Origin of the sequence: uncultured Marivita sp. (assembly GCF_947488135.1) — a bacterium.
In the GTDB taxonomy this organism is placed as follows: Bacteria; Pseudomonadota; Alphaproteobacteria; order Rhodobacterales; family Rhodobacteraceae; genus Marivita.
In genome coordinates this window covers 1-14,293 of the sequence record NZ_CANKYW010000009.1, presented here as the reverse complement: position 1 = coordinate 14,293, position 14,293 = coordinate 1, and the positions used below count along the sequence as shown (strand labels likewise).

At 60.6% G+C, this 14,293-nt stretch carries 20 protein-coding genes; 14 read left to right on the top strand and 6 right to left on the bottom strand.

Annotated elements, in window-relative coordinates; all coding sequences use genetic code 11:
* The first annotated feature begins 4 nt into the window (after positions 1-4).
* From Q1B16_RS19310 to Q1B16_RS19285, 6 genes are read left to right on the top strand one after another with little or no spacing between them, the layout of a single operon-like run.
* Positions 5-694, top strand: a complete 690-nt coding sequence (locus Q1B16_RS19310) for an RraA family protein (protein WP_299792964.1) — start codon at positions 5-7, stop codon at positions 692-694.
* The gene (locus tag Q1B16_RS19305) at positions 675-1,595 is read left to right on the top strand and encodes a 2-dehydro-3-deoxygalactonokinase (protein ID WP_299792961.1); all 921 of its coding nucleotides are present in this window, start codon (positions 675-677) and stop codon (positions 1,593-1,595) included. Before Q1B16_RS19310 ends, Q1B16_RS19305 begins: the two co-directional genes overlap by 20 nt.
* Positions 1,592-2,227 carry a 2-dehydro-3-deoxy-6-phosphogalactonate aldolase gene (locus tag Q1B16_RS19300; RefSeq protein ID WP_299792958.1) on the top strand — a complete coding sequence of 212 codons (636 nt, stop codon included), beginning with the start codon at positions 1,592-1,594 and terminating at the stop codon, positions 2,225-2,227. Before Q1B16_RS19305 ends, Q1B16_RS19300 begins: the two co-directional genes overlap by 4 nt.
* A complete protein-coding gene (locus tag Q1B16_RS19295) occupies positions 2,224-2,925 on the top strand; it encodes an SDR family oxidoreductase (RefSeq protein ID WP_299792955.1) in 702 nt (233 codons plus the stop codon). The genes Q1B16_RS19300 and Q1B16_RS19295 overlap by 4 nt, the downstream gene beginning before the upstream one ends.
* A gap of 10 nt (positions 2,926-2,935) precedes the next feature.
* Positions 2,936-3,451: a 2,4'-dihydroxyacetophenone dioxygenase family protein gene (locus tag Q1B16_RS19290; RefSeq protein WP_299792952.1), complete on the top strand. Its 516-nt coding sequence runs from the start codon at positions 2,936-2,938 to the stop codon at positions 3,449-3,451.
* On the top strand, positions 3,429-3,839 hold the full coding sequence (locus Q1B16_RS19285) for a methylglyoxal synthase (RefSeq protein WP_299792949.1): 411 nt from the start codon (positions 3,429-3,431) through the stop codon (positions 3,837-3,839). The genes Q1B16_RS19290 and Q1B16_RS19285 overlap by 23 nt, the downstream gene beginning before the upstream one ends.
* 12 nt (positions 3,840-3,851) lie before the next feature.
* Here Q1B16_RS19285 and Q1B16_RS19280 read toward each other — a convergent pair whose 3' ends face one another.
* The 4 genes from Q1B16_RS19280 to Q1B16_RS19265 form a co-directional block, all read right to left on the bottom strand.
* Entirely contained in the window at positions 3,852-4,997 is a 1,146-nt protein-coding gene (locus Q1B16_RS19280) for an alpha-hydroxy acid oxidase (RefSeq protein ID WP_299792946.1), read from the bottom strand.
* Between the two features lie 5 nt (positions 4,998-5,002).
* The gene (locus Q1B16_RS19275) at positions 5,003-6,286 is read right to left on the bottom strand and encodes a TRAP transporter large permease (protein ID WP_299792943.1); all 1,284 of its coding nucleotides are present in this window, start codon (positions 6,284-6,286) and stop codon (positions 5,003-5,005) included.
* Between the two features lie 10 nt (positions 6,287-6,296).
* Positions 6,297-6,782 (bottom strand): TRAP transporter small permease, encoded by a 486-nt coding sequence (locus Q1B16_RS19270; RefSeq protein ID WP_299792939.1) that lies wholly within the window; start codon positions 6,780-6,782, stop codon positions 6,297-6,299.
* A gap of 77 nt (positions 6,783-6,859) precedes the next feature.
* A complete protein-coding gene (locus Q1B16_RS19265; RefSeq protein WP_299792936.1) occupies positions 6,860-7,858 on the bottom strand; it encodes a TRAP transporter substrate-binding protein in 999 nt (332 codons plus the stop codon).
* A gap of 126 nt (positions 7,859-7,984) precedes the next feature.
* Between Q1B16_RS19265 and Q1B16_RS19260 the strand changes: the two genes are divergently transcribed.
* From Q1B16_RS19260 to Q1B16_RS19250, 3 genes are all read left to right on the top strand, one after another.
* Entirely contained in the window at positions 7,985-8,710 is a 726-nt protein-coding gene (locus Q1B16_RS19260) for a GntR family transcriptional regulator (RefSeq protein ID WP_299792933.1), read from the top strand.
* A gap of 288 nt (positions 8,711-8,998) precedes the next feature.
* Positions 8,999-9,220, top strand: coding sequence for a helix-turn-helix transcriptional regulator (locus Q1B16_RS19255; protein ID WP_067264667.1), 222 nt, complete (start codon positions 8,999-9,001; stop codon positions 9,218-9,220).
* 65 nt (positions 9,221-9,285) lie between these two features.
* A complete protein-coding gene (locus Q1B16_RS19250; RefSeq protein ID WP_299792929.1) occupies positions 9,286-9,486 on the top strand; it encodes a hypothetical protein in 201 nt (66 codons plus the stop codon).
* Here the strand turns inward: Q1B16_RS19250 and Q1B16_RS19245 are convergent.
* Complete coding sequence (locus Q1B16_RS19245; RefSeq protein ID WP_299792926.1) at positions 9,480-10,058, bottom strand: hypothetical protein; 579 nt, start codon at positions 10,056-10,058, stop codon at positions 9,480-9,482. The two genes, Q1B16_RS19250 and Q1B16_RS19245, sit on opposite strands and share 7 nt — an antisense overlap.
* Before the next feature lie 132 nt (positions 10,059-10,190).
* On the opposite strand from Q1B16_RS19245, the gene Q1B16_RS19240 reads away from it, so the two are divergent.
* Genes Q1B16_RS19240 through Q1B16_RS19220 form a run of 5 tightly spaced genes read left to right on the top strand, consistent with a single transcriptional unit; the run spans position 10,191 to position 14,102 of the window.
* Positions 10,191-10,505 carry a hypothetical protein gene (locus Q1B16_RS19240; protein ID WP_299792923.1) on the top strand — a complete coding sequence of 105 codons (315 nt, stop codon included), beginning with the start codon at positions 10,191-10,193 and terminating at the stop codon, positions 10,503-10,505.
* Positions 10,465-11,142, top strand: a complete 678-nt coding sequence (locus Q1B16_RS19235; RefSeq protein ID WP_299792920.1) for a lytic transglycosylase domain-containing protein — start codon at positions 10,465-10,467, stop codon at positions 11,140-11,142. Before Q1B16_RS19240 ends, Q1B16_RS19235 begins: the two co-directional genes overlap by 41 nt.
* A gap of 16 nt (positions 11,143-11,158) precedes the next feature.
* Positions 11,159-11,440, top strand: coding sequence for a TrbC/VirB2 family protein (locus Q1B16_RS19230; RefSeq protein ID WP_065335126.1), 282 nt, complete (start codon positions 11,159-11,161; stop codon positions 11,438-11,440).
* Between the two features lie 15 nt (positions 11,441-11,455).
* Entirely contained in the window at positions 11,456-11,734 is a 279-nt protein-coding gene (locus Q1B16_RS19225) for a VirB3 family type IV secretion system protein (protein WP_274576734.1), read from the top strand.
* A complete protein-coding gene (locus tag Q1B16_RS19220; protein WP_299792886.1) occupies positions 11,673-14,102 on the top strand; it encodes a type IV secretion system protein B4 in 2,430 nt (809 codons plus the stop codon). Before Q1B16_RS19225 ends, Q1B16_RS19220 begins: the two co-directional genes overlap by 62 nt.
* A gap of 2 nt (positions 14,103-14,104) precedes the next feature.
* On the opposite strand, the gene Q1B16_RS19215 is transcribed toward Q1B16_RS19220, so the two are convergent.
* Positions 14,105-14,293 (bottom strand): hypothetical protein (locus tag Q1B16_RS19215; protein ID WP_299792883.1); only part of this gene is annotated, 189 nt, incomplete at its 5' end.

Below are 14,293 nucleotides of genomic sequence, written 5' to 3'. Positions count from 1 at the left end.
TGTCATGCCAGAAGTGAGCACGGACCTCAGGGTCTTCAATGATTTTGACCGCAACCCGGAGCTATTGAAGAAATTCGACAAGGTGTTGCAGGCATATTCCGCCGCCGCCATCTTCGCCGATGTGCAATATCGCACGGGCGTCATGGACAGCGCCATCAAGCCCGCTTTCCGGGCAAAAGTGACTGGCCAGGCCGTGACGGTTCAGCTGTCGAAGGGCGATCTGGTCGACCCGCTGCGCGCGCTTGAAATGGCGCAGCCTGGCGACGTGATCGTGGTTGATGCCGGTGGCGATCTGCAAACCTCGGTTTGCGGCGGTCTGATGGGCGGTCTGGCCAAAAACCGAGGCATTCGCGGCATGATCGTTGACGGAACTGGACGCGACACCGATGAGCTCGAAGACATCAACTGGCCGATCTGGACCCGCGCGATCACGCCACGCGGAACGCACACGATGTTTTCGGCCCGCAAGGAAGAGCTTTCGATCAATGTGCCCATCGCCTGCGGCGGCGTCGTCGTGAACCCTGGCGACTTCATCGTCGCCGATCTGATGGGCGTCGTTGTCGTTCCGCAAGAGATCGCCGAAGAAACCGTGCGGCTTGCACAGGAACAGGCCGATCGCGAAGAGAAAACCCGCGAATGGGTCGCACAAGGCAAGACGGTCGAGGATTTGCTGAATGAATTCGGCCGCATCTGAACCGGCGCTGATCGGGATCGATTGGGGCACCTCGTCGCTTCGCGCCTTTTTGATCGGCGCAAACGGCGAGGTGCTGGATAGGGTGTCGTCAGCTGAGGGCATCATGCAGGTCAAGGACCGCAATTTCGAAGCGGTCTTTGACAAACTGATCAGCTGTTGGGGTCATCACTCCAAACTGCCGGTGCTTGCTTCAGGCATGATCACCAGCCGCAACGGCTGGATCGAGACGCCCTATGCGCGTGTCCCACTGGATGCACGCGATCTTGCGCAGGCTCTGGTATGCCATCGAACCTCTGGCGGGACTGAACTGCGCTTTGTCACGGGGGTCACCACAGAACATGCATCCGGCCCGGATGTCATGCGCGGCGAAGAAACCCAGATTGTGGGGGCGCAGGCGGTTGGCCTGTCGGACGGCACCTTTGTGATGCCCGGTACCCACAGCAAGTGGATCCGCGTGGCTGGAGGTCGGATCGAGGATTATGCGACCTATATGAGTGGTGAAATCTTCGCCGCTCTAAAGGGACACACGATCCTTGGTACTCTGATGGAGGAGGGGCCCCATCACGCTGCGGGCTTTGCTAAGGGCGTCGCGGCGGGTCTCGATGCGGGGTCCAGTTTGCTTCACGATCTTTTCCACGTCCGGACGCTGCCCTTGATGGGCCGGATGGAGGGCGGCGCGGTTGCGGATTATCTGTCTGGTCTGTTGATCGGGGCAGAAGTCAAGGCGGCGCTGGCGCGTGGCGATGCGAACGGCCCGGTCACGATCATCGGGCGCAGCGACCTGGCCGACCGATATGAAACGGCGCTGACCACCGCCGGTCTGCAAAGCCGCCGCGCCCCTGATGAAATCGTGGCGAAGGGGCATTTCCTGATCGCACAAGCCGCGGGGCTGATTTCATGATGACACTTGATGGCGCATTGAAGGCGACACCACTGATCGCAATCCTGCGCGGGCTCGATCCAGATCGTGCGGTCGCAGTGGCCGAGGTGTTGGTGGAGGCGGGGTTTCGGGTGATCGAGGTGCCGCTCAACTCGCCCGCGCCACTAACATCCATCGAACGGATCGCGCAGCGCCTGGGGGACGACGCCCTCGTAGGCGCGGGGACCGTGTTGACCGAAACTGACATGGCATCAGTGTCTGACGCCGGGGGACGGATCATCGTCGCTCCAAACATGAACCCCGCACTCGGCGCCGCAGCGGTGGCCAAGGGCCTTGCCTGGTGTCCGGGCGTGATGACCCCGACCGAGGCCTTTGCCGCGCTCGACATTGGTGCTCAAGTACTGAAACTTTTTCCGGCGGAAATGATTCCGCCCAAAGCCGTCGCTGCGATGCGCGCCGTCCTGCCGCGCGAGGCGCTTGTCGCTGCGGTGGGCGGGATTACCCCTAAAGGCATGGCAGCCTACCGTACTGCCGGGACTGATGCATTCGGGCTTGGCTCAGCGCTGTTCAAGCCCGACTATTCACTGGAAGACATTGCCACGCGCGCGCGACGCTTTGTTGCGGCGGCGGTGGATCTGGAGGGTACGGTATGAAAACCGCGGTCGTAACTGGTGGAACCCGAGGGATCGGGGCAGGGGTTGCGCTGGCACTTGCAGGGGCCGGCTGGCAGGTTATTGCCGCCTCACCATCGGAGGCGGAGCGCGCGGCGTTCGGCACACATCCGGGGATCACGCTGGCCGATTTGGATGTGACCGACGCCGCCTCTGTCGCGGGGCTTTTTGGCGGTCTGGACAGGTTGGATGGATTGGTGAACTGCGCGGGCATCCTGCGCCGGGGCGAAGAATATGATATCGACGTGTTTGCCCGCGTGCTGGAGGTCAACCTTACAGGCACCATGCGCTGCAGTCTTGCCGCCCAGTCGCTGCTGGCGGCCTCAGGCGGCGCGATCGTCAATACCGCGTCGATGCTCAGCACATTTGGCGGCCCGCTGGTGCCGGCATATTCGGCATCGAAGGGGGGGGTCGCGCAACTGACCAAGGCGCTTGCGGGGAGCTGGGCCGGGGACGGAATTCGGGTCAATGCCATCGCCCCCGGCTGGATCGAGACAGAGATGACCCAGGGGCTGCGCGATGATCCCACGCGCACCGCAGGAATCATGGCCCGAACGCCTATGAAACGCTGGGGAAAAGCCTCGGAGGTTGGCGCGTTGGTGCGCTGGCTTCTTAGCGAAGAGGCAAGCTTTGTCACCGGGGCGGTTTACCCGGTGGACGGCGGCTATCTTGCAATGTGAGGATGAAGACATGACCGAAGACACGTCACGCATGCCCTATCAGCTGCCCTTTCCGAAGGATGTGCAGGACGAGATTGTCATTCCCAATGCCATGAACTGCGACGAACGGCTTTGGGTTCCGCAGGCGGAAAACGTCTGGTTCCGCCCGCTTTGCCTGAACCGGTCGCAGGGCTACTGGATGAACCTTCTCAAGGTGCGCAAGGCTGGAGTGCTGTCGCGCCACCGCCATCCGCAGCCGGTGCATGGCTTCGTTCTGAAGGGGCGTTGGCACTATCTGGAACATGACTGGACCGCCGAAGAGGGCGGATATGTCTTTGAACCGCCGGGCGAGACGCACACACTGGTCGTGCCCGACGACGTAGAGGAAATGGTCACCTATTTCCAGGTCAACGGCGTCATGTGCTACGTCGATCCCTGGGGTAAGGTCACGGGCTACGAGGACGTGTTCACCAAGATCGACCTTTGCCGAAAGCACTTTGCGGAAGTTGGTCTTGGAGAGGACTATGTCGAACAATTCATTCGATAGCCCGCCTCGCTTTGCCCTTGTCGCGCATGATGCGCGGAAGGATGAGATTGTCGCATGGGTCGGCCGGCATCGAGACCAATGGGCCTCGGTGTCGATCTATTCGACAGGTACGACCGGTAGACGGATCGCGGCGGCTTTTCCGGAGCTCAACGTGACCGCTCTGAAAAGCGGACCCTTGGGTGGAGACCAGCAGATCGGCGCCATGATATGCGAAGAACGCCTGGATGCGCTGATTTTCTTTGTCGATCCTCTGTCCCCCATGCCGCACGATGTCGATGTCAAGGCACTGACGCGGCTAGCGACGGTCTATGACCTGCCGATGGCTTGTTCGGCCTCGACAGCCGACCTTATCGTGGCGGGGATGCTGGGAAACAGGCTTTCGTCTTGACCGGAAATTCCGTCAACCCCGGTCAAGAAGGCAATCAGCAAGCGCGTCAAAGCTTTCGACGCCCAGTTGGCTCATGTTGGCGGTGATATCGGCCTTGACGATATGGATCAGATGGTCGACGCCCTTCTGTCCAAACGCTGCGACGGCGTATTGAAACGCGCGGCCCAGCATGACAAAGTCTGCGCCCATTGCCAACGCGCGCATGACGTCTAGCCCCCAAGAGACACCTGAATCGTATATCAGGGGCATGTCAGGGCCGACGGATTCACGGATCTTGGGCAATTGGTCTATCACGGCAGGACCCGCTTCGAACTGGCGGCCCGAATGGTTCGAGACCCAGATGCAATCTGCGCCTTCCGAGACAAGCCGGCGCGCATCTTCAGGGCGCAGGACGCCCTTAACCACCAGCTTGCCGTCCCATTCAGCGCGCAACTCCCGCAGGTACTTCCAGTCAGGAACACCGCGGATCAACGCTCCGGCATGGGTGAAGCTTTCGCGACCGCGCGACGGAACATAGTCGTCGAAGAAACGCATTCTGGGCATGATCCCTTCGCGCAGGTGGGCTAGACACCAAGCCGGACACTTTGCCATTTCCGCAAGCGTACGAAGGTCAGCCTTGGGCGGCACTGTCAGGTTGGCGCGGCGCTGCCTCTCGCGACGGCTCTCTTCCGGGACATCCACAGTGATGACAAGCGTGTGAAACCCCGCTGCCTTGATACGCAGAAGCATCTTTTGGCGCAGTTCAGCGGAATTTACCGGGTAATGCTGGAACCAGCCGTTGTTGCCAATAAACGGAGCCACGTCCTCAGGCGAGGCGACGGCGACGCTGGAGAGGCAGAACGGAATGTTGGCGCGCACGGCCGCCTTGGCCAGCACCCGTTCTGCACCTGCCCACATCAGCCCCGACATACCCACCGGCGCAATCCCAAAAGGCAGGTGATAGTCCTGCCCCATCAAGCTACGGTTTAGATTGGCCTTGGTCCGCCCACACAGGATCGCGGGCATGAATCCGATGGCATCCAGCGCATCGCGGTTGATCTTCATCCCCAGTTCGCGGCCCGTCGCGCTGTCGAGGTATTCGAAGGCAAAGCGCGGTATCCGCTGTTGCGCGGTGCGGCGCAGGTCTTCGATCGAAGGGTGCGAGAGATCCAGATCCATTCTGCTCACCACAAGGACGGTAGTGCGAGCGAAATCGCCGGCACGTAGGTCACCAGCATCAGGAGTACGAGCATACCGACGAAGAAGGGGAGTATCGCCCGGCTCAGGCCCTCAATAGAGACTTTCGAGATACTGCTTGCGACAAACAGGTTTACCCCCAAAGGCGGCGTACAGAAACCGATTGCCAGATTGACAGTGAGGATGACACCAAAAACGATAGGATCGACGCCAAGCGCGGTGGCCACCGGTAGCAGGATGGGTGTCATGATAATGATCGAAGAGATTGTCTCCATGAACATGCCAATTATCAGCAGAAGGACATTGATCAGTAGAAGGATCATGATCGGATTGTCTGACAGACTGGTGATGGTCGTTGCGAGCTGAGACGGGATCTGCGCGAGTGTGATTAACCTGCCGAAAGCCGTGGCCATAATCACGAGGACCAAGATCGTTCCGCTTGTCTTGGCGCTGCCGGCTAGGATTTCAGGCAGGTCCCGGATCGTGATATCTCGATAAACGACAATTCCGATGAAAGCAGCATACACGACCGCCACCGCCCCTGCTTCGGTCGGGGTGAAGATGCCGCTGTAGATGCCGCCCAAAATAATTCCGGGCACCAGTAGCGCCCAGATCGAGGCGCGGAAGCTGTGCCAGACACCGGGGCCGGAGAAGGGCTTGGTTGATTGCTGAACCACTGTATCGTTGCGCAACAGGATCCGTGCGACGAGCATGAACATCAGCGCAAACAGGATCCCGGGCACGACGCCCGCAAGGAACAGCTTGCCGATAGAGACCTCGGCGGTGACTCCATAGATGATAAAGGGGATGCTGGGCGGGATCATCACGCCGATCATCCCCGACGAGGCGGTTAGCGCGCCGCTGAACCGGCGAGAATAGCCAACCTTTTCCATCTCGGGGATCATGTTCGACCCGATGGCCGCAACTGTCGCAGGCGACGATCCCGAAATGGCGGCAAAGAACACGCAGGCCAGCACGTTCACATAGGCCAGCCCACCGCGGATATGCCCGATCAGCGCATTGGCAAAGCCTACCAGCCGCCGGGACATGCCGCCGTGCTGCATAAGGTCACCGGCAAGGATGAAGAGTGGCACGGCGATTAGCGGAAAGCTGTCCGCGCCGGTCACTACCGAGCGCGCCAGCAACACCATCGGTGGCGTGCCTTCGACAAAGACCATCACGATCATTGTTGCAAGGCCAAGGCAGATACCAATGGGAACACTGAACAACAGCAGAGCAAAAAGCGTCAGGAAAAGTACGGTTGCAAGCATGGTTTGGCCCTCACGCCTTGGTTTCTGCGATCTGACGCAGGGTTCGGATCAGGTGCTGGACGACACGGATAGCAGATAGGCCTGCCCCGACCGGCGCAGAGGCGTAGAGGATCGGGATCGGCAGTCCCAGTACGACCGAGCTTTGGCTGGCGACAAAGGGCATGCGGATCAGCTTGATGCACTCAAGGGTCAGGACGATCAGGAACCCCAGCACCAGCAGTGCGATAACCACATCTGCCATCAGCCGCGCGCGTTCATTCAGGAAATCCCGCAGGACCGTGATCCGGACATGGTCTCCGGTATGAAATGCATAGCTGACGCCCAGCCAGACGAACCAGACGAACATCCAAAGGGTCAGCTCCTCTCCCCAAGACAGAGAGGCGTTCATGACATAGCGCATAAAGACGTTGCCAAAGATCAGCAGGACAATCGCGGCGAGCAACAGGCTGGCCAGCAACTTTTCCGCATTCAGATCAATCCATTTGATGACTGACATGTTTCCCCTCCCCGAAAAAAAGAGGGGCACCCGCACCACTGCGGTACGGATGCCCGATCAAGAACCGTACCTGCCGATCAGTTCGCGCTGGCTGCAGCCACGGCAGCGACCCAGGCGTCATAAGCCTCGGCACCAACCTCATCGCGGTATTGCAGCCGGACGCTTTCGGTCTTGTCGGCGAAGGCCTGTCGCTGTTCCGCTGTCAGGTCGAGAACCTCGACACCGGCCGCGCGGATTTCTTCAAGCTGGGCCGTATCCTCCGAGGTGATCAACTCGGCCTGATAGGTCCGCGCTTCTGCCATGGAGTCGCGGATAAGCTGCTGATGCTCGGCCGACAGGCTGTCGAAGAAGGGCTTGGAGATCACCGGCATGTAAACAGCAAATACATGGCCGGTGGTCGAGAGGTACTTCTGTACCTCGTAGAAGCGCTGCGAAGTGATGATCGCCAGCGGGTTTTCCTGCCCATCAATGACGCCTTGCTGCAGCGCAGAATAGACCTCGCCAAAGTTCATCGGCGTGGGGTTTGCGCCCAGCGATTCAAATGTCGCGACATGCGCGGGCACCTTCATCGTCCGCAGCTTGATGCCTTCCAGGTCCTCGGGGGTGGCGATCGGACGGGTGTTGTTGGTGACGTTGCGCACTCCCAATTCCAGCCAGCCCAGCCCGACAAGCCCCTGGTTCTCAACACGGGCCAGCATGCCGTCGCCCTCTCCGCTGTTCAAAACCTTCCAGGCGACTTCCTTGGAAGAATACATGTAGGGCAGCTCGATCACGGCAAAAGCCGGATCCCAACCCGCGAAGAAGGACGACGGAGGGATGGCCATCTCCAGAACGCCTGTCTGGACGCCTTCGATCATCTCGCGGTCTGGGCCCATCTGCGACGACGGGAATATCTGAACGTCAATCTCGCCGCCCGACCCGGCCTCGACCAGTTCCTCGAACTTCAGCAGCGCACGGTGCATGTGGAATGTTTCAGCGGCTCCATGGCCGACTTTGATGACAGTTTCAGCAGAGGCCCCAAAGGCGAGACCAAAGGACAAGGTTGCGCCGAGCGCGTAGGTTGAAAATTTCAGCAATGTATCCTCCCTTAGGCAGACCTGAGGCGGGCGCCCCAAGTGATGCCGCCTGATATCTCAGATATTGTATGGATTGCAATCGTTTTCGTGGTATAGTCATCTGCATAATGGAAAGGCGTCCTCAAAATGCTGGGCACACCACAGTTCAAAAGACCAGAATCATTGAAGAAACTGGCGGAGGTGCAAATTCGCGAGGGAATCATTCGAGGGCGATTTCGTCTGGGCGAGCCGCTGCAGGAGGCGAAACTTGCGGACGAGCTTGGTATCAGCCGCACTCCGATTCGCGAGGCGCTCGTAGCGTTGCACCTCCAGGGTCTGGTGAAAATCTTCCCACAGAGGGGGGCCTTCGTGTTCACACTCTCTCGCGAGGACATAGAACATCTTTGCGGATATCGAACCATCCTCGAGTTCAATGCGGTCGATTTGGCCATTGAAAGAGATCGCCGGGCGTTCTTGCTTGATCTCGAAAGAGTTCTTTCCGAAATGTCTGTCGCCCAGTCAAATGATGATTTCGAGAGATATCTGGATCTCGACGCGGATTTCCACGACGCTTTCTTCAATTTTTGCGGAAACGCCTATCTGAAGGATGGATATCAAAAAGTGGGGGATATCGTCAGGACAATCCGAACATATCTTTCGCGCGGCCCTAGGCGCACCGACAAGTCATTTGCCGAGCATGAAGATATTGTAAAATTCCTCACGAGTGGACAACTTGGCCCAGCGAAAGAGGTTCTAAAGAGGCAAATATCGCGCGGCGAGCGGGCTTATGCTGAACTCACGAATACCTCGCCCAACTCATTTTCATTTGATAACTCGTCACAGCCCAAAACCAATTCCATAATATTTACATAAGAAGTCTTATGCGATTTTTAGCTGACCTCAAAGCTCCCTGTAGAATGAGTCCTCTACAACCTCCCTGTAGACGACCGACTGGCGGCACCGGTATTGCCGGTGCCGCCCTTTTCCGAAAGAACGACTGAACGGCCCATAATGTTTGCGAGACGGATCATCCCGTGACCTGCGTATCGGCAGGAATCCCATTCCGGCGATCTCGCGCCGTTCCAAGAATTCTTCTCTGCGCCTCCGAATGTAACATATATCGCGTGGCGATATTTCGCGCACCGTGTCCGTTTCACGGGCATGAACTTGCGGGACCGTGTAGCACTGAACATCCAGGACTTGAGACGCGCCCGCGGCCTCAGCCAGGAGGAGCTTGCTCATCGGGCCGACGTGAGCCGCGGCCATATGGGCAAGGTCGAGAACGCCAAGTTCGCGGCTTCCCTCGACCTTCTCGAACGCATCGCCAAGGCGCTCAATGTCGACCCCGAAGAACTCTTCGCGAAGCGCAAGTCCGTTTCCTGAGGCTTTGATCCCGCCACCCAATACGAAAGACAGAACGGCAAGAACGGTACGAGTGGCGCGGGTACATGGCGAAGAGAAAGACAGGCTGGCCTTTCCAGGAAGGGTTTCTGAACGACGGGGCGCAGGAGATTCACCTGTTCACCGATTACCGTTGGAATGATGGCTCGGTGAGCCGCCGCTGGCATGTCGATCCGGAACGCTTTGATGCCAGTCTTGCCATCGTGCGCCCGTTTTCCCTGACGCCCAGTGACAGCTCAGATCAGTAGGAAAACCACTCCGAGTGACCCATGTTGCCCTCGTAGTCGCCGTATTCGACCATGATGCTGCGAGAATAGAAGTGCCATAGGCCAACGCTGGTCGGGTAAGCGATCTCCTGGCCGCTTTCCGAGATGAATGTCGCGGGCCAGGGCGTGTGGGACCCGTAAACCCGCTGGATGTAGCGGCAGGTCCGGTTTTCGCGATCGCAGGAGCGGATCGACCAGTCCCACTGACGTGGTTCGTCGCGCGGTTCGTAGGAGCGCCCGGTGAACCAGATTACGTGAGTGCGGTTCAGCCATTCGTATTCCGGCAGGTTGGTGTCGAGTTCGCCCTCCCCGCCGGGCCCACCAAGCTCGACCGGCACATGGGCGAATGTGCAGACCCCGAAGGGCGGCAAGCTCGGCCAGGGGGTTATGCGGCGGATCATCGTGCGATAGGCGCGCGCGCAGACAGCGCTCGGGGGGAACCCGCCGGCCATGCAGAGCATGATGGCGCAGTCGATGTCATAGGCCCGCGCCTTCTCCGGCACCCCAAGAACCCCAAACACCCCGATAATCGCCGCCAAGACCTGTCGTTTCATGTCACTCTCCCGCAAAAGTTGCGGCGACTATCGTGCAATTTGTATTTTTCTGCAATATGTCGTATTGACTCCATATGTCTTTATGGCCTTAGTGTCGTGAAGTAGAAGGGCTCTCATGGGGAGAGTCCGAACATGCCGATAGCGCGCAACCAGATCCTGATCACCATTGATGGTGTGAAAGACCTTCAAGAAGAAGGCATCGCGTTCCGCTGCCGGTATGAACTCGTAGGGTTCACGGACGATGGCAAGCCGCGCTACCAGTGCATCTACCTGCGCGCAGGCGAGCCGGAAGCCATTCTGGTCTCGACCCGGATCACCCCGCACGGGCCGGAGCCGCGATATTTCAACATATGGCCGGGGCTCTTCAAACATCATCTCGAGTTCGGTGACGGGCGCGATCTGCGCTTTGGTCCTGATTACAACATCACCCTCGAGGAGCGCGGCTGATGTCATCGCCTTCGGCCGCGACGGCACGGCCTGGACATCCGGCTGGACCTTTCATGGCGAGCGGCCTGCATGGGCTGGTCTGGGTGATAGCACGGATGACGATGTTGTTCTGACCTCGCTGGACGCCACGCCGCCTTCCGGTCGCGACGGCATACTCTCCCTGATCCGTACCACCGCCGAGCGCCATGCGGGCAATCGTGCCTTGGGTCGCGTCGGTCTCGACGCGCAGGACTGGCAGATCCTGTTCCGCGCCCTGGTTGAGGCGGAAAGCAGCTATAACCCGACCGCCGTGAGCCCCAAGGGTGCCTACGGCCTGGGCCAGCTGATGCCGGACACGGCCCGCGGCCTCGGAGTCGATCCGCGCGATCCCTCCCAGAACCTCGACGGCGCGGCGCGCTATCTGCTCGCGCAGCTCGCCACGTTCAAGGACATCGACCTGGCGCTCGCAGCCTATAATGCCGGGCCGCACCGCGTGATCGAGTATTCAGGCGTCCCGCCTTTCACCGAGACCCGCGACTATATCGCGCGCATCCATCGGATCCGGTCCCGGCTGGCAGGTAAGCCTGTTTCCGCTCCGGACATCCGCGTCGCAGACGGTGTTCCAGCCCGCGCGCCCGTCCTCATCGATCTTCAGTAAAACAAGGAAACTTCGCATGCTCCGACATCGCCTCAGCCGCCTCTTGCCTGTCGCCACAACCCTGGCGGCTTTCGCAACGCCCGCCTTCGCGCAGGACTTGTCGCCGATCCAGACCATGCTGGAAACCGTAGAGGCCGCCCTGACCGGCCCGATCGGGATCGCGGTCGCCACGCTCGCCGTGATCGGCACCGGCTTCATGTGCATGATGGGGCGGCTGAACTGGGGCTGGTTTGCCTCGGTTATTATCGGGATCGTGCTGATCTTCTCGGCCGGTACCATCGTCGACGGCTTCTCCTGAGATCCGAGTAGAGCAGTGGCAGAACGATCCCCCCTTTTTCTGGGCCTCGCCCGTCCGCCCAAGTATCTGGGTCTCCCTGTCGGATACCTTGTGGTGCTGGCGACCGGGGTCGTTCTGCCGTTTATCTGGACGAAGTCGATGGTCTTCTTCCTGGTCGGGCTCGTCGCCTATCCGATCCTCTGGTTCGTCGCCGACCGCGAGCCGCATTTCTTCGAAGTGCTGCGCGTCTCCTATGGATCGGTGCGCCCGACGAAGAACCGGGCCCTGCACGGGGGCGACAGCTTTGGCGCTTGATGCAGGCACTCTTTCCACTCACGGAACAGCCCTGCATCAAGCGGGCGGCGGGGCGTTCGCGCGGGAGAGCTATCTCGCCGAACACCTGCCGTATTTTGCCCTCGCCGATGACGATGTCATGGTCCTGCGCGAGGGCGATCTCCTGGCGACCCTGCGCCTCGACGGGCTGAACCCGATGACCACCGAGGATGCCCGGCTCGATGCGCTCAAACGCGCGGTCGCAGCCATCGTCGCCCAGACCGGCAACGCCTTCGGTTTCTACATCCATCGGATCTCGGTCCCGCAGGATCTCGGCATGCGCCCCATCGAGGGGGACAACTTTGCCGCCGCGATCGACGCCCACTGGCAGGCCCATGTCAAAGACCTGCGCCCGGCAAAGCGCCAACTCTATCTCAGCGTCATCCGGCGTCCCGACATCTCCGCGCGCATTCCGCTCCTGCGCGCGCTGGCCCGCAAGGCTTGGGTCAAGGACCGCGCGACACGGATGCAGGAATTGAACGAGGTCATGGGCTTCTTCGAGGTTGCGCTTGCCTCGGCCAACCCCGTCAGGCTCACGAAATCGGGCGGCGAGTGGCTGGGCTACCTCAACACGCTGAACGCAGGCAGCTTCTCCCCCATCGCCTTCGGGCAAAGCGCCCTGCCCCTCTCGCATACCTTGAGCAACTGCCGCGCCACCTTTGACGGCGACGTCGTCACCCTGACCGACGCCGTGACCGGTCAGGTCAAATACGGCGCGCTCTTTTCCATGAAAACCTATCCGGCCCTCACGGACGTCACGCTTCTCGACGCGCTCGACCTCCCCCTCGACATCGTGCTGACGAACTCCTTCAGCCCGATCCCGAACAACATCATGGCCGAACGCATTCAACGCATCATCCGCCAGATGCAGGCTTCCGACGATGCCGCCGTCTCTCTGCGCGAACAGCTCGGCCAGGCTGCCGACGATCAGGAGGCGGGACGGATCGCCTTTGGCGATCATCACCTCTCCATCGCCGTCTATGCCCCCGACCGCGACACGCTCGAGCGCGCCGCCGCCCAGATCAAACGCGTGGGCCAGGAAATCATGTCGGTGATCGTGCGCGAGAACATGGCACTGAAAGCCACCTACTTCGCGCAATCCCCCGGCAATTTCGGCTACCGCGCGCGCAAGACACCGATCTCCTCGATCAACTTCGCCGACTTCGCGGCCCTCCATGGCAGCGTCGAAGGGCGTGGCCCGGACCAATCGCCCTGGGGCCAGACCATTTCGGTCCTGCCGACGGTTGGCACCTCGGGCTATCGCTTCAATTTCCACGAGACGGGTAGCCCGGGGAAGGAACCCACCGTCGGCCATACGCTTGTGCTGGGGCGCACCGGCACCGGCAAGACGCTGACCACCGCCTTCCTCGCGGCGCAGGCGCAGCGGGTCGGCGCGCGGCTCTTTTTCTTCGACAAGGATCGCGGCCTCGAGATGGCCGTGCGCGCCCTCGGCGGCCGCTACAACGAGATCCGCGCCGGGGTGCCCTCGGGCTTGAACCCCCTCGATACCGAAATCGACGAACGTGGCCGCGCCTGGCTCTCGGATTGGCTTGCGACACTTCTCACACGCAATGGAACCCTAACGGGCGAGCAGTCACGACACATCCAAAGCGCGGTCTCACAAAATGCCCATGCCGAGGGCTCACTCCGGCGCTTCGCGAGTTTCGAGACCCTGTTTCAGTCGCTCGATGACGATGGCGAGCTGCAGTCCCGCGTCGCTGAATGGGCCCCGGGCGGTCGCTACGGCTGGGTTTTCGACGAACCAGAGTACGGTGCCGGGCTTGAACTGGCCTCTGACATCATCGGTTTCGACATGACCGAGATCCTCGACATGACCACCGAGCGCATGGCGGTGCTCTCCTACATCTTCCGCCAGATCGAACGCGTGGTCGAGGATCGCCGCCCCACCATCATCGTCCTCGACGAGGCTTGGAAGCTCTTGGACGATCCCTACTTCGGGGCGCGGCTGGAAAACTGGCTGGTGACGCTGCGCAAGATGAACTGCGTGGTGATCATGATGACGCAATATCCGAGCCAGCTGCGGGATTCCCGCGTCGGCAAGACCATCGTCGAGACGGTGCCGACCCAGATCCTCTTCCCGAACGATCGCGCCACGATCTCCGATTACGACTTCCTGCGCGTCAACGCCAAGGAGGCCGCCCTCCTTGTCCAACCCACCATTGGCCAGCGCATCGCGCTCGTGCGCTCGGCGGGCGACAGCGTCTTCGTCGATGCGGACCTTTCCGCCTTGGGCGACCTCCTTCCCATCCTCGGTGGCGGCGCCACTGGCGAGGCCCGCGTGCCCGCCGATTGGCGCGCCAATCCCAACTTCTGGAGACATGTGATATGAGTTTAAATCCGTTCCTCGCGCTCTGCGCCGCCGCGGGCCTCCTCTCGGCTTGCGAGAAATACACCGAACAGACCTCGCCCTGCTTCGGTCGCAATGGCGAGCCGCAGGTCACACGGTCTGAACCGCTCCGGGTTTTCCGGAGGCTGATTGGTCTTAGTTACGCGGCCATGTCTGATGTTTCCAGAGCCGCG

Excerpts from the sequence above, each read along its gene's own strand:
- Q1B16_RS19305 (WP_299792961.1), top strand. The coding sequence starts at position 675 with ATGAATTCGGCCGCATCTGAACCGGCGCTGATCGGGATCGATTGGGGC.
- Q1B16_RS19250 (WP_299792929.1), top strand. The coding sequence starts at position 9,286 with ATGGCGAAGAGAAAGACAGGCTGGCCTTTCCAGGAAGGGTTTCTGAAC.
- Q1B16_RS19230 (WP_065335126.1), top strand. The coding sequence starts at position 11,159 with ATGCTCCGACATCGCCTCAGCCGCCTCTTGCCTGTCGCCACAACCCTG.
- Q1B16_RS19260 (WP_299792933.1), top strand. The coding sequence starts at position 7,985 with ATGCTGGGCACACCACAGTTCAAAAGACCAGAATCATTGAAGAAACTG.
- Q1B16_RS19295 (WP_299792955.1), top strand. The coding sequence starts at position 2,224 with ATGAAAACCGCGGTCGTAACTGGTGGAACCCGAGGGATCGGGGCAGGG.
- Q1B16_RS19300 (WP_299792958.1), top strand. The coding sequence starts at position 1,592 with ATGATGACACTTGATGGCGCATTGAAGGCGACACCACTGATCGCAATC.
- Q1B16_RS19270 (WP_299792939.1), bottom strand. The coding sequence starts at position 6,782 with ATGTCAGTCATCAAATGGATTGATCTGAATGCGGAAAAGTTGCTGGCC.
- Q1B16_RS19310 (WP_299792964.1), top strand. The coding sequence starts at position 5 with ATGCCAGAAGTGAGCACGGACCTCAGGGTCTTCAATGATTTTGACCGC.
- Q1B16_RS19220 (WP_299792886.1), top strand. The coding sequence starts at position 11,673 with ATGGATCGGTGCGCCCGACGAAGAACCGGGCCCTGCACGGGGGCGACA.
- Q1B16_RS19255 (WP_067264667.1), top strand. The coding sequence starts at position 8,999 with ATGAACTTGCGGGACCGTGTAGCACTGAACATCCAGGACTTGAGACGC.
- Q1B16_RS19285 (WP_299792949.1), top strand. The coding sequence starts at position 3,429 with ATGTCGAACAATTCATTCGATAGCCCGCCTCGCTTTGCCCTTGTCGCG.
- Q1B16_RS19290 (WP_299792952.1), top strand. The coding sequence starts at position 2,936 with ATGACCGAAGACACGTCACGCATGCCCTATCAGCTGCCCTTTCCGAAG.
- Q1B16_RS19275 (WP_299792943.1), bottom strand. The coding sequence starts at position 6,286 with ATGCTTGCAACCGTACTTTTCCTGACGCTTTTTGCTCTGCTGTTGTTC.
- Q1B16_RS19245 (WP_299792926.1), bottom strand. The coding sequence starts at position 10,058 with ATGAAACGACAGGTCTTGGCGGCGATTATCGGGGTGTTTGGGGTTCTT.
- Q1B16_RS19280 (WP_299792946.1), bottom strand. The coding sequence starts at position 4,997 with ATGGATCTGGATCTCTCGCACCCTTCGATCGAAGACCTGCGCCGCACC.
- Q1B16_RS19240 (WP_299792923.1), top strand. The coding sequence starts at position 10,191 with ATGCCGATAGCGCGCAACCAGATCCTGATCACCATTGATGGTGTGAAA.